Origin of the sequence: uncultured Sphingomonas sp., from assembly GCF_964250165.1 — a bacterium.
GTDB lineage: Bacteria > Pseudomonadota > Alphaproteobacteria > Sphingomonadales > Sphingomonadaceae > Sphingomonas.
In genome coordinates, this window is the sequence record NZ_CAXUEK010000040.1 from 1 (window position 1) to 24,602 (window position 24,602).

The following is a 24,602-nucleotide window of genomic DNA, read 5'->3' on the forward strand; positions in this document are numbered from 1 at the left end:
TGTCGAACTCGTCCTCGATCGCCGCGACGAAATCCATCACGGTCAGGCTGTCCCATTCCAGATCGGTCTGGAAGGTCGTCGCCTCGCTCAACGCCACGCCCTTCTTGTTGAAGGGCGCGATCTGCGCCTCGACAGTGGCTAGGATTTGGTCGCGGTCGCTCATGAGCCTCCCGGTAACGGCGCAATGCGGCCAAGGCGAGGCGCTATAGCAACCCTTCCGCGCGATACCACCGCGCGGTGGCGGCGAGCGCCTCGGGAGTAGCGCACTGCGGTCGCCATACGTCCGGGGGCGGCCGATCGTGCGCCACCCAGTCGGGATGGCAGAAATAGGCGACCCGGTCGCGGGTCAGCTTCGCTCTGGCGCCACGCAGCGCCCGGTCGGCGACGGCAGCGGCGCCCAGCAAGGGGCGGGGTAGGGGGAGGGGGAGCACGCGCGCGCCGACCGCCGTGCCGATCGCGCGGGCGAGGTCGCGATGATCCCAACCGTCCGGCGCGCCGTCGTCGGGCTCGACGACCCGACGCAGGAGCGCGTCGCCGGCGGCGAGGGTGAGCAGCAGGCGCGCGAGGTCCTCGACCGCGAGCAGCGACATGCGGCCGCCGGCGGGCGGCAGTGGGACGATGTGGCGACGCGCGAGGCGGAACAGCTCCAGCAGCTCGAGATCGCGCGGCCCGAAGATCGCGGGCGGCCGCACGATCGTCCAGTCGAGCCCGGACTCCGTCGTCCGCGCATCGGCCTGCGCCTTGGACCAGCCATAGGCCGACAATCCGGGCTCGCGCGCGGCCAGCGAGGAGACGGCGATGAAGCGTTTCACGCCCGCGGCCTGGGCGGCGGCGAGGATGCGCTCGGTCCCGGCGATGTTGCCGGCGGCGAAGCCGGCGCGATCGGGCGCGTTGACGACGCCCGCCACGTGGATTGCCGCGTCCGCACCCTCGGCGAGCGCGCCGGGGCTGGCGAGGTCGCCCTCGATCCATACGACGCCGTCGCGCGGCGGCTGCGGCCGGCGGGTGAGCGCGCGGACGCGGTGACCTTGGGCGAGCGCCAGTTCGAGGACATGGCTGCCGACGAAGCCGGTGCCGCCGGTGAGGGCGAGATGCATGGCACCGACGCTAGTCCGTCGCGCCATCCGGCGCCACGTCAGCGGGCGAAGATCTCTGCATGGGACAGGACGATGCCGAGGGATACCAGCGTTACGTCATACGGCTCGTCATGATCGTCATCGGTCCAACTGCGCGATCCGGTGCGCTGCAAGACGCGAAGGCGCTCGGTTGCGATGTCGACCAAGACGATCGTGTCGACGCTCGTCAGCGCCTTATACTCCGGTAATTTAGGTCGTGAACCCATAAATCGTGCCTGTTTCCCGCGCGGCGGGTTGTAGCTATGCTGTGCCCGGCGAGGGGGCAGGATGACGACACGAGAGTTCGTTGAAGCGTGCAAAGAAGAGCGTGACGCTTTGCTGGCGCTGTATGCGGATCAAGGGTCTGCATCGGCGGTGAGCGCTCATCTTCATGCGGCCAACTTGAGCCAACAGCAGAGGGCGGAGGTCATTGCGGCACTCGACATTGCCCTCACCGATACGTTCTACACATTGTTGATAGGTCTTGCAGGTGCGGGTTCTCTTGGGGGTTCGCAGCAGGAGTATCGCCTTTCTGACGAACATTCACGGCCGATCTCCCCCGCTGGGGATGACGATCTGGAAGCACTGGCGTTTGAGATTTTTCAGTCGGATCAGTGACTTTCCCACTTCACCCGATATGCCGATTATGATTCAGCATCGGCATGAGCCGATATGACCTGACCGACTTCGAGTGGCGCGTGATCGAGCCGCTGTTGCCCAACAAGCCGAGAGGCGTGCCGCGCGTCGATGACCGCCGCGTACTGAACGGCATCTGCTGGGTGCTGCGATCCGGGGCACCGTGGCGCGACCTGCCCGAGCGATACGGGCCACGAACGACCTGCTACAATCGTTTCAATCGATGGCGGCAGGCAGGTGTGTGGGACCGGCTAATGGACGCCATCAGCGCCGCGCACGACGGCCAAATCCAGATGATCGACAGCACTTCCATCCGGGCGCACCAGCAGGCTGCGACGGCAAAAAGGGGGGTCCAGATCATTGTCTCGGTCGCAGCCGAGGCGGGCTTACAACCAAGATCCACGTCGTCGTCGATGCGCAGGGGCTCTCGATCCGGCTCGGCCTCACCGCAGGGCAGACGCACGACGGCCAGATCGTAGACCGCCTGCTCGATCACCTCGGCCCGCACACCATCGTGCTGGCGGACAAGGCCTACGACGCCGACCGCATCCGCGGGCTTATCCAGGACCAGGGCGCCACGCCCAACATCCCGCCCAAGAGCAATCGCAAGTGGAAGCCCTGCTTCAGCAAACGGCTCTATCGCGAGCGCAACCTGATCGAGCGCTTCTTCTCCAAGCTGAAGCACTTCCGTCGCGTCGCCACCCGCTACGACAAGCTCGCCGCCAACTTCCTTGCAATGGTCCAGCTCGCATCAATGCGGCTGTGGCTGCGCACTTATGAGTCTACGGCCTAACGCGCAGGTCAGTGCGAGACGTCCCTGACGACAATACTTCAAATACTACCCGAGGGTCGTCGAAAGACTTGGCGTCGTCATCCTCCCGCCCGTCATGACCGCAGAAGACCGTTACGTCCGGGTAGCGGATCGAGCGGTCGTGCGTCCGGATCGCCATGTCTGACTTATACGGGGTGCATCGGCTTCCCCGCAGCCTAACCGTCAGCGCAACCAGAATGGCGGCCTGCACACGCGCGTGCCGGGCCGTGCCGCCCGCCATCATGCGGATGATGCCGTTGTCCAGCTCGGCCTTGCGTTCGCCGAAGTCGATCTGCAGGAATTCTTCGGCGGTCAGCAGTGGGTAATCGGGGTTGCGTCGCCATCGGGCACTCATAGCAGACCGCGACATCGGCTCAAACCGGCGACCACTCCACCGCGTCCTCGCCTTCTTCGTCGGTGGGGATCGCGGCGGGGCCCGGGCCGATGGCGTCGAGAAGCTGGTCGAGCGCCCAGTCGAGGCCGGTGCCGGCGGCGGCGGAGAGCGGGATGACCGGGCGGCCGCTCGCCTCCTCCAGCTCGCCGCAGAGCGCGGCGATCAGCTCGTCGTCGAGCGTGTCGATCTTGTTGAGCGCGAGGACATAGGGCTTGTCGTCCAGCCCGGCACCATACGCCGCCAGCTCGTCGCGCACGATGCGCCAGCTCTGCGCCACGTCGGCATCCTGCGCGTCGACCAGGTGGAGGAGGACGCGGCACCGCTCGATATGTCCCAGGAAACGGTCGCCGATGCCCGCCCCCTCGGCCGCCCCTTCGATCAGGCCGGGGATGTCGGCGATCACGAACTCGCGCTGGTGGTGGCGCACGACGCCGAGCTGCGGGCGCGTGGTGGTGAACGCGTAGGCGCCGACCTTCGCCTGCGCGTTGGTGACGGCGTTGATGAAGGTCGACTTGCCGGCATTGGGCAGCCCGACCAGCCCGGCATCGGCGAGCAGTTTCAGCCGCAGCCAGACCCAGGCCTCCTCGCTCGGCCAGCCGGTGCCGTGCTGGCGCGGTGCGCGATTGGTGGAGGTCTTGTAGCTGGCGTTGCCGCGCCCGCCGTCGCCGCCGCGGAAGAAGACGACCTGCTGGCCGACCTGCGTCAGGTCGAGCAGCAGCGTGCGCTCCTCGTCGTCGGCCAGCACCTGCGTGCCGACGGGCACGCGGATCACGAGGTCGTCGCCGCCGGCGCCGGTCCGGTTGCCGCCCGACCCGCCCGAGCCCCGCGGCGCACGAAAATGCTGGGTGTAGCGGAAGTCGATCAGGGTGTTGAGCCCGGCCACCGCCTCGAACACGATGTCCCCGCCCTTGCCGCCGTTGCCGCCGTCGGGGCCGCCATATTCGATGAACTTCTCGCGCCGGAAGGACACGGCCCCGGGGCCGCCGGAACCTGAGCGGACGAAGATCTTGGCTTGGTCTAAGAAGTGCACCGTTGGCGCTTAGCCGCTTTGGCCTGCCGACGTCACCCCGTGCGGATTGACGAGGGTTGCTCCCGCCGGCGGACACCTTCCGCCGAGATGTCGAGCCCATGGGTCCGGGTCAGCGTTCGCCACGGCGTCAGCGCGTCATCATACGCGACCCGACGATCGCACGTCTGCCAGCTCGTGCAAGGCGCCCGGTTCGGCTCTTCATCCCGGGCGATCCCGGCGAGCCGACGCAGCTCGGTTCGTACTTCTTGCCCGGTCCCGAAGGTCGCTCCCGGCGCGCCATGCGCCTCGTCCTCGATCGCGAAGATCACCCCCGCCCCGCCACCAGCATCCCCCGCGCCAGCACCCGCGCCCGGTCCCGCGGCACCCCCAGCGCGCGCGCCAAGGGCCCGCCCAGCAGCGCGTTGCCCAGCGCCATCAGCACCAGCGTCAGCGTCTCGTCCGCCAGCGGGGCCTCGTCCTTGTGGTCGGCCGCGAGGTCGTCGACCAGGTCGTGGATTGCGGTCAGGATCGGGTCGAGCGCGTCCTCGTTGCCGCTGAGGATCATCCAGCTCGCCAGCGCCCCCGCGCCGCCGGTGTCGAACGCGTCGAAGGCGAGGTCGACCACTTCCTGCGGATTGGGATTATCCGCACGGCGCTGGCGCAGCACCGCCTCGCGGATGGTGGACGTGATGAACGCCGCCATGCGCGCGATCAGTGCCTGCTGCAGCCCGTAGGCGGAGCCGAAATGGTGCAGGACGTTGGCGTGCGTGCGCCCGATCCGCGCCGCCACCGCCTTCAGCGTCACCGCCTGCGGGCCGCTCTCGACCAGCAGCGCGCGCGCGGCGTCGAGCGCGGCGTCGCGCGACGCCTCGGGGGAGAGGCGGCGGCGCGGCAGGGATGTGACGGACATGGCCGATCAGTGTCGGGGAGATGGTGCGAAAATACAATCCTCCCCGGGATGGGGAGGGGGATCGTCGGCGTGAGCCGGTGGGGGAGGGGGTTCCGAACCAGGTGCATCGCTTGTGACGGAACCCTCTCCACTATCGCTAGCGCGATGGTCCCCTCCCCGCAAAGCGGGGAGGATCACAGCGCCAGCTCGAAGGTGACGCAATCCACCTCCTCGCCGCGCGCGAAGCAGGGCAGGCGGCCATGGCCGGTCTCACGGAAGCCGAGCTTGCGCAGGACGTGGCCCGACGCCGGATTGTCGACCATGTGGCGGCCGAGCAGCCTGGGCAGGCCGAGCGCGTGGCGCGCGATGGCGACGGCGGCGCGGCCCGCCTCGGTCGCATAGCCGCGGCCCCAGGCGGCCGGCGTGAGCCAATAGCCGATCTCGGGCGCTTCTCCGTGCGGATGCAGGCCGATGCCGCCGACCAGCTCGGGAGCGACTTCGCGGTCGTGCGCGAAGATCAGCATTGCGTGGTTGCCTGGTCGTGGCGGCGTGCCGAGCCAGGTTTCCGCATCCGCCAGCGTGTAGGGCCAGGGCAGGCGCGACAGCTTGAATGCCACCGCCTCGTGCGCGATCGCGGCGGCAAGCGCGGGCGCGTCCTCCGGCCAGCCGGGCCTCAGCGTCAATCTATCCGTACGGGCGAACATCGCCGGCTCCCCTTTCGTCACGGCCGCCCGAGCACGTCCCGATGACGCGTCCGCGACAGCCTGGCTGAGGGAGCAAAGAAAAAGGGAGCCGGGGCGGACCCGTCTCCCTTGTTGGCTGGTCCGATGGACCCGGGTCGCCCTGGTGGGCGACCCGCATGGTACGCCCGATTATTCGGCCGCGACGGCCATGTCGTCGGCCGGCGCGACGTCGTTCGCCGCCAACACGACCGAACAGAATTTTCGGCCGAGCTTGCCCTCGGCGAACGCCACGCGGCCGTCGACGAGCGCGAACAGGGTATGGTCCTTGCCCATCCCCACATTGCGGCCAGGATAGAATTTCGTGCCGCGCTGGCGCACCAGGATGTTGCCGGCGACGCAATCCTGCCCGCCGAACTTCTTCACGCCGAGGCGCCGACCCGCGGAGTCGCGACCATTGCGCGACGAGCCGCCTGCTTTCTTATGTGCCATCTCAGATGCTCCTTCGCGCCGCTCAGCCGACCGACACGATCTTCAGGATCGTGTGCTGCTGGCGGTGCCCGTTGCGGCGGCGGTAATTGTGGCGGCGGCGCTTCTTGAAGACAATGACCTTGTCGGCCTTCGCCTGCGCGACGATCTCGGCGGCGACGGTCAGGCCGGCGGCGTCGCGCAGCTCCGCGCCTTCGCCCGCGAGCAGCACGTCGCCCAGCGTCACCGACGCTCCAGCTTCGCCGTCCATCCGATCGACGACGATCTTGTCTCCGGCGGCGACGCGATACTGCTTGCCGCCCGTGCGCACGATTGCGAACATGGCCTTGGTCACTTCCCGACTGTCATTACCCCGCGAAGCCACGCCTCGCCGGGAAAGCGCGCCTGCTAAGGGGGCGGGCGGCGGCTGTCAACCGCAACGCTGGCTGTTCGCGCTCCTGAACGCCACCCCGTCGGACGAGCCCGGCTGGCCGCCGTGGCGAATCCGGCTCGGGCTTGCGCACGAGTAGGCCGGCCGCTCAGTGCTTGTGTTCGCTCCGCAACCGGTACCGCCCGTCCTCGTAACCGGTGAAGATGCCGGCGATCGCGGGGTGGTCCACCGGCTCGTCGCTGTCGTCGGGCACCAGGTTCTGCTGGCTGACATAGGCGACGTAGCTCGATTCCATGTTCTCGGCGAGCAGGTGGTAGAAGGGCTGGTCCTTGCGCGGGCGAATGCCTTCGGGGATCGCCTGGTACCATTCCTCGGTATTGGCGAAGACGGGATCGACATCGAAGATCACGCCGCGGAAATCGAACATGCGATGCCGCACCACGTCGCCGATCGTGAAGCGCGCGAGCGCGATCGGCGGGGCGGCGGGATCGGCCCGGGTAGGCTGGCCGGCGGTGGGGTGACGCGACATGAGGCCTATTTAGGACACGGCGGAACGCGCGCAAGCGGATGCTTGCGAGCGCGAGGGCTTTGCTCTACGGGCCGCCGCTCGACCGGCCGCCGCCCGTGCGCGGGCCTCGCGGAGAGGTGCCAGAGTGGTCGATTGGGACGGTCTCGAAAACCGTTGTGCCTTTACGGGCACCGTGGGTTCGAATCCCACCCTCTCCGCCACTCGCCGCCGATTGCACGCCTTTGCCGCCGTCGCTACGCCGCGCAGTCGCAGAATATCGGCGTCCAGGAAAACAATCGGAAGCGCCAGCATCAGTCCTCGCTGGGATCGCGCATCGGTCGTCAGGCGGCTCGCTTCTTGCTGCGGAAGAAGGTCGTTCCCGGTCCGATAAGATCGGGATTGATCCCACTTTCCTGCGCTGCGAGCCGTTGTATGATTTGCCATATCTCTGGGTCGGTGAGGCGCGCGCCGTCGCGTGCGAGTCTACCGCGGTTCTGGTCCGTGACCATCCGAGCCAGATCGCCGATTGTGTTGCACCCGTGAGGCAGTCGGCGGCGGTCGCTGTGCCGTAACCAGAGCCCCCCATAGGCACTTGCTCCAGCGGCAAAAATACGAAGCGGCGGTGGCAGCGTCGAAAGGGCGAGAACGGCAACCGCGGCGACAAAACAAAGACCGCCTACGATCCCAAGCCATCCGGCTCTCGTCGTGGGCATCTTCAGGCCGGTCTCGGCTTCCAAATCGTTAAAGGCTTGGCGCATGCGCTTACCGACAAGTCCCGCCACCGGCGTTTCCGGCCCGACTTCCCGCCCAAGGCCAAGCGCGCTGCGAATCCTGTAGAACGTCATCTGAGTGGCGCAGATTGTGCCAGCACGACCACGAGCCGCGATTTGGGCGACGACGTGCTCACGCACCTCACCGAACGTCGTCCACGGCAGACGTGATCGCAGGCGGATGTCGAAGACGCGCTCGATTGCTTGGCAGAAGTCGACGTCGTCGCCGTCGCCGATCCAGTCCACAGTATCAAGCATATGCACCATACTCACCGCTCCGCGTCGTCCGAGGGCTCCCATGCGGTCCTAGACCTTGCTTCGATCCTGCCATCATAGTGCTATGGCGTAAACGTAGTGATCATCACTATCGTCCGTGGCCCGCCACGGCGCAGCTGCAACCGATGTCGCGGCTTCGCCGCGGCGGGACCTGGCTCAGTCCGCCAGCACGCGGTCGCGGCCCGCCTCCTTGGCGCGGTAGAGCAGCGCGTCGGCGCGGGCGAGCGCCGCTTCCAGTCCGGCGGGATCGGCGGGCAGCGCGACCGCGCCGGCGGAGAAGGTGATGCGGCCCATCGGCTCGTCCGTCTCGCGCAGCTTGAAATGGCGGGCGCCCAGGTCCGTCCTGGCGCGCTCGATCAGGGCCACGCCCTCGGCCAGACCGGCGCCGAGCACGACCAGGAACTCCTCGCCGCCCCAGCGGCCGACGAAGTGACCCTTGAGCGTCTCGCCCAGCGAGTGGGCGACCATCTTCAGCACGCGATCGCCGACCGCATGGCCGTAGCGGTCGTTACAGGTCTTGAACCGATCGATGTCGCAGATCGCCAGCACCGCAGGCCCGCCCGCCCGGACCGTCGCCGCCAGGTGCGCGTCGATGCCGCGCCGGTTGGGCAGGCCGGTGAGCGCGTCGCGCCCGGCGTCACCCTGCGCCGTCTCCAGCTGCTGGCGCAGGTCGCCGAGCTCGGCCGTTGTCGTCGCCAGCGCCTGCTCCGAGCGGCGAGCGCGCTCGATCGCGACCAGCGCCAGCTGCTCCAGCGTATCCGGGCCGGCGGTCGCCAGCTCGGGCAGCCGATCGGTCAGCTCGCGGCTGAACTCGCCCGTGACGGCGGAGGCGGAGGCGGCGAGATCGGCAAGACGCAGTGCCTGGTGGCGGAGCCGGTCCGATCCGGGCGGGGCGGCAGGCGCCGGTGCGGCGGTCGCGACGTGGCCGAGAAACTCCTCATACAGCGTCGCCGCCTCGACCTGCTTCAGCCGCACTCCGCCCTCCAGCAGCGCATCCACGGTGCGGGCGAGCTCGGGATGACCGCCGTCGCGGCAGGCGAAGGCGAGTGCGTAATTGGCGGGCGACGGGGGCAGCCGCTGGACATCCAGGAATCCCAATGCCTGCTCGGATACCGCCTTGATCGCCTTCACCACGCCTAGTCCCTAGCCGCTGCTCTCGTTGCCGGACCAACCCTAAATCCGGGTTAAGGCAGCGACGGCCCGACCGGTCGAGTCGCCGGCGCCGGCCGACCGGGAGTCAAGTACCCGCCTGACGGACACGCGCGCGCGCCGTCATTGCCGGGCTGCACATGACGGTGTCGGGTGGCGGAAGACGCTGGGAACCCCCGTCGCTTGGTGCTAATTCGTATGGGGCGCGGCGTTTTACCTCGTCAATTTCGTCGTCGCGACGCCACCGGAGGCAAACATATGCGTTCGACCCTGCAGCTTGCCTCGTCACTGCCGGCGCCGTGATCGCCGTCGCCCCGGCGGAGGCGACCGTCACCACGGTGCAGGTGAGCGGCATCGTGTCCGGCACGAGCTTCATCTGGCCGACGGGGCTTGAGGGGTGGATGGCTCCCGTTGTCACGCCGTCGTTCACGTGGGATCTGCAGGAGGGCGGCAACGATTTCAGCTACGGCTCGGTCCGTAGCGAGGGACTGTTCACCGGGACGATCACGGACGTCGCCGGGGTGCTGACCGGGCAGAACCTTCGATATACCTACAGCTCCTGCGCGCCGAGGACGGAGCAGGATGGGTGCCATGACGATGCCGGCATCGCGGCGACCTTTCTCGTCAGCGGCGGCGTTCCCGAGCCGGCGAGCTGGGCGATGATGGCGGCCGGCTTCGCCGCGGCGGGAGTCGCGCTGCGCCGGCGGCCGGTCGGGCGCGCCGTGGCCTGAACGACGCGGCCGAACCGGCGGCGGTTGACGCGCTTGTCACTTGCGCGCGCGGCGCGGGGACGGCACTCGCGGCGGAATGGCGGAACGGGCGGTCTTCTATGATGTGTCGGGGCGGCGGCGGCGGCGTTTCGGCCTCGCCACGCTCGCCTTCGCGGCGCTGTTGCTGCTTGCAGCCATCGCGTTCGCGGGCACCATCGTCGAGGTCGCGCCGCAATCGCAGCTGCCCTTCCAGGTCGAGCACGGCACGCCCGCGCCGCCGGGACGCAACGGCGACTTCCTGCGGCGTTCCGACCGTTCGCTCCGGCGCACCGCTCGCGTGGTGCGGCGGCTGTGGAGCGGCTCGGCGGCGGACCCCAACCGCCCGCTCGCGATCGGCTTCCATGCACCCTGGGACGACGCCAGCGCCGCCACGCTGCAGCGGCATGTCGAGGAGCTGGACTGGCTGATCCCGGGCTGGGTCTCGATCACCGGCCCCGACCACCGCGTCACCACCTTTCCCGACATTCGCGGCCGCGCCATCCTGGCGCGGGCGCTGCATCGGCCGGCGCTGCTGCCGATGATCCAGAACGCGATCGAGGGGAATTGGGACGGGCCGGGCATGGCGGCGCTGCTCCACGATTCCGCCGCCCGCGCGCACCTGCTCGACCAGGTAGAGGCGCTGCTCGCCGCGAACGGTGCGCAGGGCGCCTTCTTCGATTTCGAGAACCTGCCTGTGGCCGCCCAGCCCGACTATCGCCTGTTCCTGGCGGAGACGCACGCGCGCTTTGCCCGGCGCAACTGGATCGCGGCGATCGCGGTGCCCGCGGACGATCCGGACTGGGACCTCGCCGCCTATGCCCGCGTCGCCGACAAGCTGTTCCTGATGGCCTATGACGAACATTATCAGGGCGGCCCCGCGGGACCGATTGCGTCGCAGGGCTGGTTCGAGGCCGTGGTGGCCCGCGCGCAGCGGGTGGTGCCCCCGAACCGGCTGATCGTCGCCGTCGGCTCCTACGCCTATAACTGGACGGCCGGATCGACCGACACCGACGCGGACTCGGTCGAAGAGGCGTGGCTGACCGCGCGCGACAGCGGCGTCACCCCGATCTTCGACGCCGCCAGCGGCGACAGCCATTTCAGCTATGACGAGGCGGGTGCCCATCACGAGGTGTGGCTCGCCGACGGCGCATCGGTGCGCAACCAGGTCGCGGCGCTGCATCGGATGGGCGTGCGCTCGATCGCCCTGTGGCGGCTGGGCAGCGAGGATCCCTCGCTGTGGAACTTCTGGGGCCGCGACAATCCGGTGCTGCCGGCGGCGAGCGTGATCCAGCAGATCCCGGCCGGCACCAACGTCGATATCGAGGGCGCGGGCGAGATCCTGCGGATCGGCGGGCTGCCGGTCGCCGGCCGGCGCCGCATCCAGACCGACGCGATGGGCACGGTGGTCGACGAGCGCTTCGATCAGCTGCCGAGCCCCTATCAGGTGCAGCGCACCGGCTTCCGCCACGGCCTGGTGGCGCTCACCTTCGATGACGGGCCGGATTATTACTGGACGCCGCGCATCCTCGACGTGCTCAAGGCGAAGCAGGTGCCCGCGACCTTTTTCGTGATTGGCGAGAACGCGCTGACCGAGCGCGGGCTGCTGCAGCGCGAGCTTGCCGAAGGCCATGAGGTCGGCAGCCACACCTATACGCATCCCAACCTGGCGCAGGCGACGCCGGGCGAGACGCGGCTGGAGCTGAACGCCAACCAGCGCCTGTTCCAGGCGTTCACGGGCCGCTCGCTGCGCCTGTTCCGGGCGCCCTATTTCGGGGATGCCGAGCCGACCACGGCGGACGAAATCGTGCCCGTCGCCGAGGCCCAGCAGATGGGCTATCTGTCCGTCGGCCTGCATGTCGATCCCGGCGACTGGAAACGGCCCGGCGTCCAGCAGATCGTCGACGCGACGCTGGACCAGATCACCAGCGGCGCCGCGACCTGCCCCGTGGACGGTCAGGAGAATTGCAGCCGCAACGTCGTCCTGCTGCACGATGCCGGGGGCAATCGTTCGCAGACGGTCGCGGCGCTCCCGCTGCTGATCGATGCGTTGCGCGCGAAGGGCTATCGCTTCGTTCCCGTCTCGGACCTGGCCGGCTGGCGCCGCGACGTGGTGAACCCGCCGATCGCCGCCAGCGACCTTGCCGCGGCGCGCGCCGATCTCGCGCTGTTCCTGGCGCTGGGCTGGGCATCGATCGCGCTGAAATGGCTGTTCACCGTCGCCATCACGCTCGGCATCGCGCGCGCGGTGACGCTGTCGGGGCTGGCGCTGGTGCAGGCGCGGCGCGAGGCGCTGAGCGTCTTCCCCCCGATCGACCCCGCGCGCCGCGTGACGGTGCTGATCCCCGCCTTCAACGAAGAGCGCGTGATCGAGCGCGCGGTGCGACGCGTGCTCGACAGCCGCGACGTGGAGCTGTCCGTCGTCGTCATCGACGACGGTTCGCGCGACCGCACCAGCGCCGTGGTCCGTGAGGCCTTCGCGGACGATCCGCGCGTGCGCCTGCTGACGCTGCAGAACGGCGGCAAGGCGCGCGCGCTCAACACCGCGCTCGCGGGCGTGGAGAGCGAGGTGGTGATCGCGCTCGACGCCGATACGCAGTTCGAGCCGACCACCATCGCCCGGCTCGCGCGCTGGTTCGCCGACCCCAAGCTGGGTGCGGTCGCGGGGAACGCGAAGGTCGGCAACCGGGTGAACCTGATCACCCGCTGGCAGGCGCTGGAATATATCACCGCGCAGAACCTGGAGCGGCGCGCGCTCGCCCGTCTGAACGCGATGACGGTGGTGCCGGGCGCGGTGGGAGCGTGGCGGACGGCGACGCTGAAGGCGGTCGGCGGGTATCCGGTCGATACGCTTGCCGAGGACCAGGACCTCACCATCGCCATCCAGCGCGCCGGCTGGCGCGTGCAGTACGACCAATATGCGGTCGCCTGGACCGAGGCGCCCGAGAGCCTGCGCGGCCTCGCCAAGCAGCGCTTCCGCTGGGCATTCGGCACGTTGCAGTGCCTGTGGAAGCATATGGGCGTGCTGGCGACCGGCCGTCCCCGCGGGCTGGCGTGGGTCGGCTTGCCGCAGGCGATGGTGTTCCAGATCCTGCTCGCCGCCGTGTCGCCGATCATCGATCTGGCGCTGGTGATGAGCGTCGTGGCGACGGTGCTGCGGGTGCACGAGCATGGCTGGGCGCAGACGCAGACCGATGTCGGCAAGATGCTGACCTTCTGGCTGATCTTCACCGCCATCGACCTGCTCTCGGCGGTGGTGGCCTTCGCGCTGGAGCGGCGCGAGCGATGGCGCCTGCTGTGGCTGCTGATCCCGCAGCGGATCGGTTATCGGCAGGTGATGTATTACGTCGTGCTCAAGGCGCTGGTGCAGGCGATCCGCGGTCCGAGCGTCGGCTGGGGCAAGCTGGAACGCAGCGGTCGCTCGGGGGCGGGGCCGGGCGATCCGCGCGCCGCCGGCAGATGACGATGGGAGACCAGTCGGAAGGTGCGGGGAACCGCTGCACCTCGGCTCGCCGCACCGCTTGCGGCGCTGAGCTGACCCGCCTACCCGGCAAAGGCCGCAGCCCGTATCGAACCGTTCGCACCTGGGCTGCGGCCTCGGGTTCGCCGCAAGGTAATAGTTTGCGGGGCGCCCCTATTCCCGGTTAGCCCCCCCTGGAAGCGCCCGCCCTACCGGCCTTCGACGGTCGCGCGAGCCTGGTCGAGCCGTGCCGCATAGGCGGTCAGCACGGCGGCCGTGCGCGCCGCATAATCGTTGGCGTCCGCGAAGCGCCGCTCCTCGATCGCCTCGCGGACGCCGGGCAGCGTCTTTGCGCCATAGCCGGTGAAGCGGCCCGGCGCATAGACGAGGTTCCGGTACCAGGGCCGTCCCGGCAGCCCGCGCTCGTCGAGGAGCAGCTGGTCGATGTCACGGAGCTGCGCGTTGAGCCGGTCGCGCCGCACCGGATCCAGCTTCGCGCCCGTGTCGGCATAGGCGCGGTCGTAGGCCGTCGCCGCCGCCTGCAGCCGGTCCACCGCATCCTCCAGCGCGGCCAGCTCCACATAGGGCGTGCGCGCCGCCGCGGCCGCCGCACCGACCGGCTTGAGCGGATCGGCGGCGAGGCGGAACGCGCCATCGGCCAGGAGCCTCTCGCGCTTGCGGTCCTCGGCACGGCGATCCTCGGCCAGCGTCTTCACCTGCGTCAGATAGGTCGAGACCGTGTCGGCGAAGTCGCCGAAGCGCTGCGGCGGCGTGTCCGCGTCCGCGACGCGCAGCACCAGCCGCCCGACCACCTTGGACAGCGCCGCGCCGTATTTCAGCCCGGGGTCGTCGAAGGTCGTCATGTGATGGAAGCTGTCATAAACCGAATGGTAGACCCCGCCGCTCTCGCTCTCGCCGCCGAAGCCCAGATCGAGTGCCGGCAATCCGAGGTGCTGGAGATAGGCCGAATAGTCGGAGCCCGAGCCGAGCGCGCCGATCGGCAGGTCGCCGCCCTTCTCGGCGGCCGCCAGCTCGGTGTCGCCCGCCCGCGACAGGCGATCGAAGGCGGCGACGCGCACCCCCGCGCGGCTGCGCTCCGCCACCGTGGCCCCGGTTTCGGGATCGGTCACGTCCGCGGCGACGACGTTGACCAGGTGCTGCCAGTCGTGGCTGCCCTCGCCATGGAGGAAGCCGCGGCCGTTGCTGTCGCTGTTGATGTAGAGCACGCCCTTGGCCTTCAGCTCGGCCGCGTGCGTTTCCGCCCATTCGGTCGAGCCGAGCAGGCCCGGCTCCTCGGCGTCCCACCCGGTATAGACGATCGTCCGCGCCGGCCGCCATCCCTGCTGCCACAGCTGCCCCAGCGCCTTGGCCTCGCTCATCATCGCGACGTTGCCCGACAAGGGATCGGACGCGCCGAACACCCAGCCGTCATGGTGGTTGCCGCGGATCACCCACTGATCGGGATATCGCGCCCCCTTCAGCGTCGCGATCACGTCATAGATCGGCGTCAGCTTCCAGTCGGACTTGACCGCCAGATGCACCTTCACCGCGCCGTCGCCGCCGAGATGATAGGCGAAGGGCAGGCCGCCGCGCCAACCGGTCGGCGCGAACGGCCCGCCCAGCCGCGCCAGCAGCTTGGCCGCGTCGGCATAGCTCATTGGCAGCACCGGGATCCTGAGGATCGTCGGCGCCGTCTGGCGGGTCAGCCGCTTCGCGCCCGGCGTCGCGCCGATGCCGGGGGTCAGCGGATCGCCGGGATAGTTGGTGATGTCCTGCACCGAGCCCCGCTGCACCCCCTGCTCGGGGCGCGCGCCGCCACGCGGGTAAACGTCGCCCGCGCCGTAGCCGTCGTCGTCGGGGTCCGAATAGATGATCGTGCCGACCGCGCCATGATCCTGCGCCAGCTTGGGCTTGAGCCCGCGCCAGCCGACGCCGTAGCGCGCGATGGCGATCTTGCCCTTCACGGCGATCCCGCGCCGGGCGAGCGCCTCGTAATCGGCGGGCATGCCGTAATTGACGTAGACCAGGTCGGCGGTGACGTCGCCGTCGCCCTGATAGGCGACATAGGGTGGCAGCGCGCCGGCGGTGTTGGCGGAGGTGTCGTCGCCGGGGACCGGGGGCTCCTGCCCGCCCAGCGTCATGTGCTCGGGCGCGACCATCTCCACGGTGGTGGTGATCGGCGTCGGGTAGAGCACCTCGAACTGCTCGAGATGCGCGTCCCAGCCCCATTCCTTGAACTTCGCCAGCATGAACTCGGCGTTGGCCTTGTCGTGCGGGCTGCCGACCTGGTTGGGGGCCGACGACATCTGCCGCAGCCAGTCGAGCTGATCCTGGCTCGACACGCCGGCGTCGAACGCCGCCTCGACCGCCTTCGGATCCGCGCCCGGCGCGAGCTGCGCGGTCGCCGCGCCGGCCAGCGCGAGCGCGCTCGCGGTCGCCAGGATGCGGAAGGTCTTCATGCGCCGTTCCCTCTTTGCCCGCGCACCATGCGGGGCCGATCCGCTTGACGCAAGTTGCCCGCCCGCAGATTCGGCTCGCCGTGAACGCAACGGCCGCGTAACCGGTCCGTTCGGCCGACGACGACAAGGGGAGAGCGGGTTGCGGATCGTCATCTGGGGGCTGACGGTCAGCTCGTCCTGGGGCAACGGCCATGCGACCTTGTGGCGCGGGCTGATCCGGGCGCTGGCGGTGGACGGCCACTATGTCACCTTCGTCGAGCGCGACGTGCCCTGGTATCGCGACACGCGCGACCTCCACGCGCTGCCGGGCGGCAGGCTGCTGCTGTATCGCGACTGGGCCGAGGTGCTGGCGGTCAAGCGCGAGCTGCTCGATGCCGACGCGCTGATCGTCACCTCCTATTGCCCGGACGCGCGGGCCGCGGCAGCGCTGATCGCGGCGGAGGGGCGGGGCACCGCCATCTTCTACGATCTCGACACCCCCGTCACGCTGGCGCGGCTCGCCGCGGGCGAGGCGGTCGCGTATCTGCCCGAGGACGGGCTCGGTCTGTTCGACCTGGTGCTGAGCTACACCGGCGGCCCGGCGCTCGACGCGCTGACGACACGGCTCGGGGCGCGCCGTGCGCTGCCGCTCTACGGCCATGTCGACCCGGCGGCGCACCGGCCCGTGCCGCCGGTGGCGATGTTCCGCGGCGACCTGTCCTATCTCGGCACCTTCGCCGCGGATCGGCAGGCCGCCGTCGAGCAGCTGTTCGTGGGCCCCGCCGCACGCCGGCCCGATCGCCGGTTCGTGCTCGGCGGCTCCAGCTATCCCGCCGACTTCCCGTGGCAGCCGAACATCCACTTCATGGACCATGTCGGGCCGGCCGATCATCCGGCCTTCTTCTGCTCGTCGCGCCTGACGCTCAACGTCACCCGACGCGACATGGCGGCGATGGGCTGGTGCCCGTCGGGCCGGTTGTTCGAGGCGGCCGCGTGCGGCGCGCCGATCGTGTCGGACGATTGGGACGGGCTCGACCGGTTCTTCACGCCGGGGGAGGAGATCCTGCTGGCCGACACCGCGGATGACGTGCTGGCCGCGCTCGACCGCGACGACACCGAGCTGCGGCGGATCGCCGACGCCGCGCGCGCGCGGGTGCTGGCGGAGCACTCCTCCGCCGTGCGCGCGCGCGAGTTCGTCCAGCGGATCGAGCGCGCCCGTCGGCCGGCGTCGGCCGCCGCGTGATGTGGGGCATCATCCCCGCCGCCGGCAACGGCACGCGCATCCAGCCGCTCGCTTTCTCCAAGGAGCTGCTGCCTGTTGGCCACCGCGTCGGCGAGGACGGCGCCGAGCGGCCCAAGGCGGTCAGCGAGTATCTGGTCGAGCGCATGATTGCGGGCGGCGCGACCAAGATCTGCTTCGTGATCTCGCCGACCAAGTCGGACATCGTGCGCTATTACGGCGGCGGGATAGGCCGGGCCGACGTCGCCTTCGTCGTCCAGCCCCAGGCCGCCGGGTTGTGCGACGCGATCTTCCGTGCCTGCCCGCTGGTCGCGCCGGACGAGCCGGTGCTGATCGGCCTGCCGGACACGATCTGGTTCCCCGCGGACGCGCTCGCGCGGCTGCCCGACGACCGGCTGTCGTTCCTGCTCTTCCCGGTCGACGATCCCTCGCTGTTCGATGCGGTGTCGCTGGGGGAGGGCGATCGCGTCGAGGAGATCGAGGTCAAGCGGCCCGGCGCGCGCTCGCATTGGGTGTGGGGCGCGATCAAGATGCCGGGCCGGGTACTGCACGAGCTGTGCGCGCTGTGGCGCGAGCCGGGGCGCGGCGACGAATATATCGGCACGCTCGTCAACGCCTGGCTGGCGCGCGGCAACGAGGCGGTCGGCGTGCGCGCCGGCGAGCGCTACGTCGATGTCGGGACGCTGGGCGGCTGGCGCGAGGCCGTGCGGATGCTGGGCGCACAGCCGTGAGCGCAGGGGACCGCTGGGCTGCGCGGCTGGCAGGCGGCGACGGGATCGCCGAGCGCGTCGCGGTGGTGGTCGCGCATCCGGACGACGAGACGCTGTGGGCCGGGCCGCTGCTGGGCCGGCTCGGCGACGGGCTGCTGATCCACCTCACGGACGGCGCGCCGGCCGCCATGACGGACGCGCGGCGGCTGGGTTTCGCGACGCGCGCAGCCTATGCGGCCGCGCGCGCGGCGGAGCTGGACGCGGCGCTGACTGCGCTCGGCTACACGGGCGAGCGGCGCGGTTACGGCGTGCGCGACCAGGCGGCGGTGCTGGTGCTGGAGGCGCTCGAGACGCGACTGACGGCGGACCTGGCCGGCGCTACGGTCGTCGTTACCCACCCTTATGAGGGCGGCCACCCCGATCATGACGCCGCCGCGCTCGCCGTGCGTCGCGCGGCGGACCGGCTCGCCATCCCGGTCGTCGAGTTCGCCTGCTACCACCAGCTGGAAGGCCAGCGCGTATTCGGCCGCTTCTGGCCTGGCCCGCGCGAGCATACCCGACCGATCGCGCCCGCAGAGGCGGCGCGGATCGACGCCGGGCTGCGCGCGCATGTCACGCAGGCGGACGTGTTCGGCGCCTGGCGACCCTCGGAGGAGCGATGGCGCGCCGCCCCGCGCTACGACTTCATGGCGCCGCCGCCGCCCGGCGAGGCATTATATGACGGATTTGGCTGGACGATGACGTCGGCCCGCTGGCGCGAGGCGGCGGCGCGGGAGCTGGCGGCGTGCTGACGCTGCTGTCGGTCAGCTATCCGCTCGCTCCCGTGACGGCCGATCCGGCGGGCGGCGCGGAGCAGGTGCTGGCCCAGCTCGACCGCGCGCTGGTCGCGGCCGGGCACCGCTCGATCGTGATCGCGCCGGACGGCTCGGCGGTGGCAGGCGAGCTGATCTCCTTGCCGCGCGTGCCGGCCGTGATCGGCGACGCCGACCGGACCGCCGCGCACGGGGCGACGCGCGACGCGATCGCCGGCGTGCTCGCGCGCGAGCGGGTCGATCTCGTCCACCTGCACGGCATCGATTTCCCCGACTATCTGCCGGCGTCCGGCGTTCCGGCGCTCGCCACGCTGCACATGCCGCCCGACTGGTATGCCGAGGGCGCGCTGACGCCGACGCGACCGCGGACGTTCCTCTCCCCCGTCTCGCATCATCAGGCGGGCCGCGCACCGGCGACGGCGCGGCTGCTCGATCCGATCCCCAACGGCGTCGACGAAGACGCCTACCGCCCCGGAGTGTCGCGCGGCGACTTCGCGGTCGTGCTCGGCCGGGTCGCGCCGGAAAAGGGCTTTCACGACGCGGCCGACGCGGCGCGCGAGGCGGGGGTGCCACTGATCGCGGCGGGCAAGCTGTTTCCCTATGCCGCGCACCTGCGCTATTTCATCGAGCAGGTGCGGCCGCGCCTCGACCGCTGGCGACGCTATATCGGTCCGGTCGCGGGCGCGCAGAAACGGCGACTGCTCCAGCGCGCGCGATGCCTGCTGATCCCCTCGACCGCGCCCGAGACCTCATCCCTGGTCGCGATGGAGGCGCTGGCGTCGGGCACGCCGGTGATCGCGTATCGCGCCGGCGCGCTGCCGGAGATCGTCGACGACGGCGTCACCGGCTTCGTGGTCGACGATGTCGCAGGGATGGCGGCGGCGATCGGGCGCATCGACGCGATCGACCCCGCCGCGTGCCGGCGGGCGGCGTGCGAGCGTTTCTCGCTGCGGCGGACCACGGCGGCCTATCTCGACCTCTACCATCGGCTCGCGGCGTGATCGATGCCGACGTGCTGCGGCGCTGCGCGGCCGGGGAGATCTCGCCGGAGATCGCGCTGGCGCAGCTGCTGCTGTCCGGTGAGCCGCCCGATCCCGACGCCCTGGCCGCGTGGGCCGAGCCCGGCCCGCTCGCGCGGCTCGCGGCGCTGGCGGAGGCGCATCGTCATCGGCTGCCCGAGCTCAGCGCGCTGGCGCGCGCCGGCTTCGATCCGGGACCCGATGCGGTGGCGGGCAGCGCCGTGCTGTTCGACCGGCTGGCGCGCGAGGCGCCCGAAGCGGGGGTGGCGTTCTACAGCTTCGGCGATCCGGCCGCGCTGGCGGCTGCCACGGCGGAGCTGGTGGCGGTGATCCGCGCCTGGGCGGACCCGGCGGGCCGGCGGGTGCTGGATCTCGGCTGCGGCATCGGCCGTGTCGCGCTGGCGCTCGCGGACGAGGCGGCGGCGGTAACGGGCGTCGACGTGTCCGGCGGCATGGTGGCGGCGGCGCGGGAACGCGCGGGTGCGCGCGTGCGCTTCGAGCAGGTCAACGGCCGCGATCTGGCCGGGTTCGCCGAGGCCAGCTTCGATTGCGTGCTCGCGGTCGACAGCTTCCCGTTCCTGGTTCCCGCCGGGCCCGAAGCCGTCGGCGGCATGGTGGGCGAGGTGGCGCGCGTGCTCGCCGCTGGCGGCGATTTTCTCGTCTTCAACTGGTCTTACCGGGGAAATCTCGTGCTGGACCGGAGCGACGCCGAGGCATTGGCGGCGGCGCACGGCTTGACGCTCGTCCGCAGCGGCGACCGGCCGTTCGCGATCTGGGACGGGACGGGCTTCCACCTGCGACGGGGCGGATGACGGGGGAGGAGCATTGGGCGCTGTGGCGGCGCGATCCGCGCGCGACGCCATTTCAATCGCCGGGCTGGCTGGACGCGTGGCAGGCGCATCTCGGCGGCGGCGAGCAAATCGACCTGACGGTGCGCGAGGGCGGACGACTGGTCGCCGCGTTGCCGATGTTCGTCTGGCACGACGGCGATGCGCGGCGGCTGGTCCCGATCGGGGCTGGGCACAGCGACTATTGCGACGCGCTGGTGGACCCCGCCGCGCCCGACGCGGTTGCCCGGCTATGGGCTGAAATCGACGCGATCGGAGACGAATGGGACGAGGTGCTGCTACCTGATCTCAGGCCGGACTCGCCCCTGCTCGGCCGCGTCCCGGAAACGTGGATCGCCATCGACGAGCCGGGCGAGGTCTGCCCGGTCCTGCTGTTGCCGGCGCACGGCCCGCTGCTGCCCGCCCTGTCCAAGTCGCAGCGGCGCAAGGTCGTCCACGATCGCCACCGCGCCACGCATGCCGGGGGAGCGGCGGAAGCGATCGTCGGATCGGAAGGGATCGCAGCGGCGTTGGACGCGCTTTTCGCGCTGCACGCGGCACGATGGAGCGCGGCGGGCCAGGGGGGGGTACTGGCCGATCCGCGCGTACAGGCTTTCCACCGCACCGCCGCGCCGGCGCTGGCGGAGGCTGGGTTGCTCCGGCTCGCGACCGTCCGCTTCGGCGGCCAGATCGTGGCGGTGCTGCTCGGCTTCGGCGACGAGCGCCGCGGCTATTCCTACATCAACGGCGTGGCCACCGACGTGCCCGGCCAGAGCTTCGGCTCGATGGCGTTCGCGACCCTGATCGAGCGGGCGGTGGCGGACGGCGCGGCCGAGTTTCACTTCCTGCGCGGCGAGGAGCCGTACAAATACCAATGGGGCGCGCAGGCGACGCGCACCGTCAGGCGGACCATCCGGCGGCGGTGAGCCGGGCGTAGAGCCCCGCCGCCAGCCGATCGCGCGCCGCTTCGCTCCAGCCCTCGACCCGCGCCGTCAGCTTGGGCTCGGTGCCCGACGCGCGCAGCAGCCACCAGCCATCCGGCTCGCTGACGCGCAGGCCGTCGGTGCGGTCCACCTTCGCATGTTCCGCGGCAAGAGCGTCCGATACACGGCTGAGCACGAATGCCTTCTCCGCGTCGGCGCACGGCAGGCGCAGCTCGGGCGTCGCGAAGGTGACGGGCAGGCTGCGACGGAATGCCGTAAGGGCGTCGGGTGCCCGCAGCGCGCGGAGCAGCCGCATCGCGACGTGCAGCGCGTCGTCGGTCCCGTCCCAGCCGTCGGCATAGAAGATGTGCCCGCTCATCTCGCCCGCGAGCGGCGCGCCCTTGCCAAGCATACGCTCGCGCACCAGCACATAGCCGGACGGCGACAGCACCGCCTGCCCGCCGGCGGCAGCGATCCCATCGGCGAGCACGCGGCTAGATTTCACGTCGAACACGATCGGCGCGCCGGGTCGCGCGCGCAGGATCGCCTGCGCCAGGAACAGCAGCAGCTGGTCGGGCCACACGATCTCGCCGTCACCATCCACCACGCCGATGCGGTCGCCATCGCCGTCGAAGGCGATGCCGAGATGGGCGTGGCGGGCGAGCACCGCGTCGCGCAGCTGGCGGAGGTTGTCCGGCACGGAGGGGTCAGGGTGGTGCGCGGGGAAGTTACCGTCCACCTCGGCATTGATGACATGGTGCTCGCCGGGCAACGCCGCGGCGAGCCGGCTCACGATGTCGCCCGCCGCGCCGTTGCCGGGGTCCCAGACCGCCCGCAGCGCCGGCGCACCCTTCGCAGCGTCGAGCAGCCGGGCGCAATAGGCGTCCTCCACCGTCAGCTGCACCGTGTCGCCGCCGGGCGCGGCCGCTGCGGGCGCCTCGACCAGCGCGCGCAACGCCGCGCCGAATACCGGCGCCTTTCCGATCAGCAGCTTGAAGCCGTTCTGGTCGGCCGGGTTGTGCGAGCCGGTCACCATCACGCCGCCGTCGAGATCATGCGCGTGGACGGCGTGATAGAGCATGCCCGTCGGCCCGCGCCCGATCGTCAGCGCCTCCGCGCCCGCCGCGACCAGCCCTGCGGTGAGCGCCGCGGCCAGCGCCGGGGAGGAGAGGCGGCCGTCATAACCGACCGCGATCCGCCGTCCGCCCCGCGCCCGCGCCGCCGTGGCGAGACGAAGCCCGAGCGCGTGCGCGTCGGCCTCGGTCAGCTCCGCGCCGACCACGCCGCGCAGGTCATAGCTGCGGACCAGCCGCAGCTGGATCTCATGTTGGAGATCAAAACCGTCAGTCTTGTCAGCAACTTGACCCAGGGTCATGGTGGTGGCGCTTTCTTCGGCGAATAGCTCCCGATCCGAGCCGAACAGCGGTCGGTCGAAATGTATTTACCTGTTTCGGTAAGGGTTTGGCGGGTAAAAAGCGCGAGGGTGAAACGTGTGGCGCTGGCCAAGGCCGGTGCCGCTCGGTTTGCGGGGTGGGGAATGCTGGATACCGAAGCCTCGTCGGCTGGCAATGCGCCGATGCTCGACGAGGGCGCGCCGGAGACGCTCACGTCGTCCTGGGCGGCCGCGACGCCCGCGCTCGCCCTGGCGCTGGCCGCCTGCGGCGCGAGCGGCGACAGCGGAACCGGCAGCACCGGCGCGGCACCGACCGGCGCGACGCCGCCGGTCATCGTGGTCGCCGCGCCGCCGACCACGCAGCAGGCCAGCCGCTTCCTCGCGCAGGCGACGATGGGCGCGACCGCCGCCGACATCCAGACGGTGATCGCCAAGGGCTATGACGACTGGATCACCGCCCAGTTCGCGACCGCCCGCACGACGACGCTGTGGGACTGGCTCACCGCGAACGGTTACAACGTCGCGGCCAATATCAATGCCGAGACGGGTTGGGATCCGGCGATCTGGAGCCAGCTGATCACCGCGTCCGACCAGCTGCGCCAGCGCGTCGGCATGGCGCTGCTCGACATGCTGGTGGTCGGCATCTCGGCGGTCAACCTGAACTGGAAGCAGTTCGCGATGGCCGCCTATATGGACGTGCTGCTCGACAACGCGTTCGGCAACTTCCGCGCGCTGCTGGACGGCATCACCTACAACGCGGCGATGGGATCGTTTCTGACGTTCCTGGGCAACCGCAAGGCGAACGCGACGACGGGGGCCGAGCCCGACGAGAACTACGCCCGCGAGCTGATGCAGCTGTTCACGCTGGGGCTCTACAACCTCAACATGGACGGCACCGTCCAGACCGCCGGCGGCGCACCGGTGGAGACCTACAAGCCGGCCGACGTCTCGGGCCTGGCGCGCGTATTCACGGGGCTGTCGCTCGCCACCTCCGACTCCACCACGCCGGCGCGCTACCGGCAGCCGTTGGTGATGACCGCCTCGATCAACGAGACCGGCACGTCCACCTTCCTCGGCGCGACAATCAGCGGCGGCGGCACGGCGGCGATCAAGACCGCCCTCGACACCATCTTCGCGCACGGCAACATCGCGCCGTTCGTCTCCCGGCAGCTGATCCAGCGGCTGGTCACGTCCAACCCGTCGCCGGCCTATGTCGGGCGCGTCGCCGCCGCCTTCGCCGACAACGGCAAGGGCGTGCGCGGCGACATGCAGGCGGTGATCCGCGCGATCCTGACCGACACCGAGGCCCGCTCCGACGCCGCGCTGGCGAGCACAACGGCGGGCAAGCTGCGCGAGCCGGTGATGCGGCTGACCGGCTGGGCGCGCGCCTATGGCGCGACCTCGCCGTCCAACGCCTGGGCGATCGGCGACACGTCGTCGACGACCAACCGGCTCGGCCAGTCGCCGGGGCGCAGCCAGACCGTCTTCAACTTCTTTCGCCCCGGCTACACGCCGCCCGCGACCGCGCTCAGCGCCGCCGGCCTCGTCGCGCCCGAGTTCCAGATTACCAACGAGCAGACCGTCGTCGCCTACGTGAACTACATGTATGCGCTGGTCACCAACGGCACGGGCGACGTGAAGGCGGATTACACCGCCATCCTCGCCAAGGCGACCGACAGCCAGGCGTTGGTCGACGACATCAACGCCACGCTCGCGGCGGGGCAGCTCTCAACGGCGACGGTCGCGTCGATCAAGGCGGCGGTGGACTCGATCGCGACCACCGCGACCAACGCCGCCCAGAACCGCGTCAACACCGCCATCCTCCTGACGCTTGCGTCGCCCGACTATCTGACGGTGAGGTGACCATGAGCTGCTTCGAGCACGACCAGTCCCGCCGCGCCTTCCTGAAGCGCAGCGGCGCGCTCGGCCTCGCAGGCG

The 24,602-nt window shown here is 70.5% G+C and carries 25 protein-coding genes, 1 tRNA gene and 1 pseudogene; 12 read left to right on the forward strand and 15 right to left on the reverse strand.

Features of this window, described 5'->3' with window-relative positions; translation table 11 throughout:
* The 3 genes from ACFE64_RS09575 to ACFE64_RS09585 form a co-directional block, all read right to left on the reverse strand.
* On the reverse strand, positions 1–163 hold a 163-nt coding region (locus ACFE64_RS09575), incomplete at its 3' end, for an acyl carrier protein (protein ID WP_375392259.1).
* A gap of 40 nt (positions 164–203) precedes the next feature.
* Positions 204–1,097, reverse strand: a complete 894-nt coding sequence (locus tag ACFE64_RS09580) for an SDR family oxidoreductase (protein ID WP_375392236.1) — start codon at positions 1,095–1,097, stop codon at positions 204–206.
* Positions 1,098–1,135: 38 nt separating this feature from the next.
* On the reverse strand, positions 1,136–1,282 hold the full coding sequence (locus ACFE64_RS09585; RefSeq protein ID WP_375392237.1) for a hypothetical protein: 147 nt from the start codon (positions 1,280–1,282) through the stop codon (positions 1,136–1,138).
* Between the two features lie 121 nt (positions 1,283–1,403).
* Between ACFE64_RS09585 and ACFE64_RS09590 the strand changes: the two genes are divergently transcribed.
* Both ACFE64_RS09590 and ACFE64_RS09595 read left to right on the forward strand, forming a co-directional pair.
* Complete coding sequence (locus ACFE64_RS09590; RefSeq protein ID WP_375392238.1) at positions 1,404–1,733, forward strand: hypothetical protein; 330 nt, start codon at positions 1,404–1,406, stop codon at positions 1,731–1,733.
* A gap of 44 nt (positions 1,734–1,777) precedes the next feature.
* Positions 1,778–2,544 (forward strand): IS5 family transposase gene (locus tag ACFE64_RS09595; protein WP_375392239.1). Its coding sequence is split into 2 segments (ribosomal slippage): positions 1,778–2,102 and positions 2,102–2,544, totalling 768 coding nucleotides; the frame shifts between segments, so codons are not numbered across the junction.
* Here the strand turns inward: ACFE64_RS09595 and ACFE64_RS09600 are convergent.
* From ACFE64_RS09600 to hspQ, 8 genes are all read right to left on the reverse strand, one after another.
* Positions 2,534–2,917, reverse strand: a complete 384-nt coding sequence (locus tag ACFE64_RS09600) for a Uma2 family endonuclease (RefSeq protein ID WP_375392240.1) — start codon at positions 2,915–2,917, stop codon at positions 2,534–2,536. The genes ACFE64_RS09595 and ACFE64_RS09600 overlap by 11 nt on opposite strands.
* Before the next feature lie 19 nt (positions 2,918–2,936).
* A complete protein-coding gene (obgE, locus tag ACFE64_RS09605) occupies positions 2,937–3,986 on the reverse strand; it encodes a GTPase ObgE (protein WP_375392241.1) in 1,050 nt (349 codons plus the stop codon).
* 32 nt (positions 3,987–4,018) lie between these two features.
* Positions 4,019–4,294 (reverse strand): hypothetical protein, encoded by a 276-nt coding sequence (locus tag ACFE64_RS09610; protein ID WP_375392242.1) that lies wholly within the window; start codon positions 4,292–4,294, stop codon positions 4,019–4,021.
* Positions 4,291–4,875 carry a TetR/AcrR family transcriptional regulator gene (locus ACFE64_RS09615; RefSeq protein WP_375392243.1) on the reverse strand — a complete coding sequence of 195 codons (585 nt, stop codon included), beginning with the start codon at positions 4,873–4,875 and terminating at the stop codon, positions 4,291–4,293. Before ACFE64_RS09615 ends, ACFE64_RS09610 begins: the two co-directional genes overlap by 4 nt.
* A 173-nt stretch (positions 4,876–5,048) precedes the next feature.
* Positions 5,049–5,558: a GNAT family N-acetyltransferase gene (locus ACFE64_RS09620; protein WP_375392244.1), complete on the reverse strand. Its 510-nt coding sequence runs from the start codon at positions 5,556–5,558 to the stop codon at positions 5,049–5,051.
* A 168-nt stretch (positions 5,559–5,726) separates the two neighbouring features.
* Positions 5,727–6,026: a 50S ribosomal protein L27 gene (rpmA, locus tag ACFE64_RS09625; RefSeq protein ID WP_375392245.1), complete on the reverse strand. Its 300-nt coding sequence runs from the start codon at positions 6,024–6,026 to the stop codon at positions 5,727–5,729.
* A gap of 22 nt (positions 6,027–6,048) precedes the next feature.
* The gene (gene rplU / locus ACFE64_RS09630) at positions 6,049–6,345 is read right to left on the reverse strand and encodes a 50S ribosomal protein L21 (protein WP_375392260.1); all 297 of its coding nucleotides are present in this window, start codon (positions 6,343–6,345) and stop codon (positions 6,049–6,051) included.
* Positions 6,346–6,541: 196 nt separating this feature from the next.
* The gene (hspQ, locus tag ACFE64_RS09635) at positions 6,542–6,922 is read right to left on the reverse strand and encodes a heat shock protein HspQ (protein WP_375392246.1); all 381 of its coding nucleotides are present in this window, start codon (positions 6,920–6,922) and stop codon (positions 6,542–6,544) included.
* A 110-nt stretch (positions 6,923–7,032) separates the two neighbouring features.
* Between hspQ and ACFE64_RS09640 the strand changes: the two genes are divergently transcribed.
* Positions 7,033–7,122, forward strand: a tRNA-Ser gene (locus ACFE64_RS09640).
* A 120-nt stretch (positions 7,123–7,242) separates the two neighbouring features.
* Here ACFE64_RS09640 and ACFE64_RS09645 read toward each other — a convergent pair.
* Complete coding sequence (locus ACFE64_RS09645; protein WP_375392247.1) at positions 7,243–7,938, reverse strand: hypothetical protein; 696 nt, start codon at positions 7,936–7,938, stop codon at positions 7,243–7,245.
* 165 nt (positions 7,939–8,103) lie between these two features.
* Positions 8,104–9,081, reverse strand: coding sequence for a GGDEF domain-containing protein (locus tag ACFE64_RS09650; RefSeq protein ID WP_375392248.1), 978 nt, complete (start codon positions 9,079–9,081; stop codon positions 8,104–8,106).
* A gap of 638 nt (positions 9,082–9,719) precedes the next feature.
* On the opposite strand from ACFE64_RS09650, the pseudogene ACFE64_RS09655 reads away from it, so the two are divergent.
* Positions 9,720–9,827, forward strand: a pseudogene (locus ACFE64_RS09655) (PEPxxWA-CTERM sorting domain-containing protein); the annotation flags it as partial.
* A 76-nt stretch (positions 9,828–9,903) separates the two neighbouring features.
* The gene (locus ACFE64_RS09660) at positions 9,904–13,305 is read left to right on the forward strand and encodes a glycosyltransferase (protein ID WP_375392249.1); all 3,402 of its coding nucleotides are present in this window, start codon (positions 9,904–9,906) and stop codon (positions 13,303–13,305) included.
* Between the two features lie 206 nt (positions 13,306–13,511).
* Here the strand turns inward: ACFE64_RS09660 and ACFE64_RS09665 are convergent, their stop codons facing one another.
* Complete coding sequence (locus tag ACFE64_RS09665; protein WP_375392250.1) at positions 13,512–15,761, reverse strand: transferrin receptor-like dimerization domain-containing protein; 2,250 nt, start codon at positions 15,759–15,761, stop codon at positions 13,512–13,514.
* A 139-nt stretch (positions 15,762–15,900) separates the two neighbouring features.
* On the opposite strand from ACFE64_RS09665, the gene ACFE64_RS09670 reads away from it, so the two are divergent.
* The 6 genes from ACFE64_RS09670 to ACFE64_RS09695 are packed head-to-tail and all read left to right on the forward strand — an operon-like array spanning position 15,901 to position 21,274.
* The gene (locus tag ACFE64_RS09670) at positions 15,901–16,983 is read left to right on the forward strand and encodes a glycosyltransferase (protein ID WP_375392251.1); all 1,083 of its coding nucleotides are present in this window, start codon (positions 15,901–15,903) and stop codon (positions 16,981–16,983) included.
* Positions 16,983–17,711 carry a sugar phosphate nucleotidyltransferase gene (locus tag ACFE64_RS09675; protein WP_375392252.1) on the forward strand — a complete coding sequence of 243 codons (729 nt, stop codon included), beginning with the start codon at positions 16,983–16,985 and terminating at the stop codon, positions 17,709–17,711. Before ACFE64_RS09670 ends, ACFE64_RS09675 begins: the two co-directional genes overlap by 1 nt.
* Complete coding sequence (locus ACFE64_RS09680) at positions 17,708–18,481, forward strand: PIG-L family deacetylase (protein ID WP_375392253.1); 774 nt, start codon at positions 17,708–17,710, stop codon at positions 18,479–18,481. The genes ACFE64_RS09675 and ACFE64_RS09680 overlap by 4 nt, the downstream gene beginning before the upstream one ends.
* On the forward strand, positions 18,475–19,503 hold the full coding sequence (locus tag ACFE64_RS09685) for a glycosyltransferase family 4 protein (RefSeq protein WP_375392254.1): 1,029 nt from the start codon (positions 18,475–18,477) through the stop codon (positions 19,501–19,503). The genes ACFE64_RS09680 and ACFE64_RS09685 overlap by 7 nt, the downstream gene beginning before the upstream one ends.
* Complete coding sequence (locus tag ACFE64_RS09690) at positions 19,500–20,333, forward strand: class I SAM-dependent methyltransferase (RefSeq protein ID WP_375392255.1); 834 nt, start codon at positions 19,500–19,502, stop codon at positions 20,331–20,333. The genes ACFE64_RS09685 and ACFE64_RS09690 overlap by 4 nt, the downstream gene beginning before the upstream one ends.
* The gene (locus ACFE64_RS09695) at positions 20,330–21,274 is read left to right on the forward strand and encodes a GNAT family N-acetyltransferase (protein ID WP_375392256.1); all 945 of its coding nucleotides are present in this window, start codon (positions 20,330–20,332) and stop codon (positions 21,272–21,274) included. Before ACFE64_RS09690 ends, ACFE64_RS09695 begins: the two co-directional genes overlap by 4 nt.
* Here the strand turns inward: ACFE64_RS09695 and ACFE64_RS09700 are convergent.
* The gene (locus ACFE64_RS09700; protein WP_375392257.1) at positions 21,249–22,646 is read right to left on the reverse strand and encodes a phosphomannomutase/phosphoglucomutase; all 1,398 of its coding nucleotides are present in this window, start codon (positions 22,644–22,646) and stop codon (positions 21,249–21,251) included. The two genes, ACFE64_RS09695 and ACFE64_RS09700, sit on opposite strands and share 26 nt — an antisense overlap.
* 162 nt (positions 22,647–22,808) lie before the next feature.
* Here ACFE64_RS09700 and ACFE64_RS09705 point away from each other — a divergent pair, with 162 nt between their 5' ends.
* Positions 22,809–24,527 (forward strand): DUF1800 family protein, encoded by a 1,719-nt coding sequence (locus ACFE64_RS09705; protein WP_375392258.1) that lies wholly within the window; start codon positions 22,809–22,811, stop codon positions 24,525–24,527.
* The last annotated feature ends 75 nt before the right edge of the window (positions 24,528–24,602 follow it).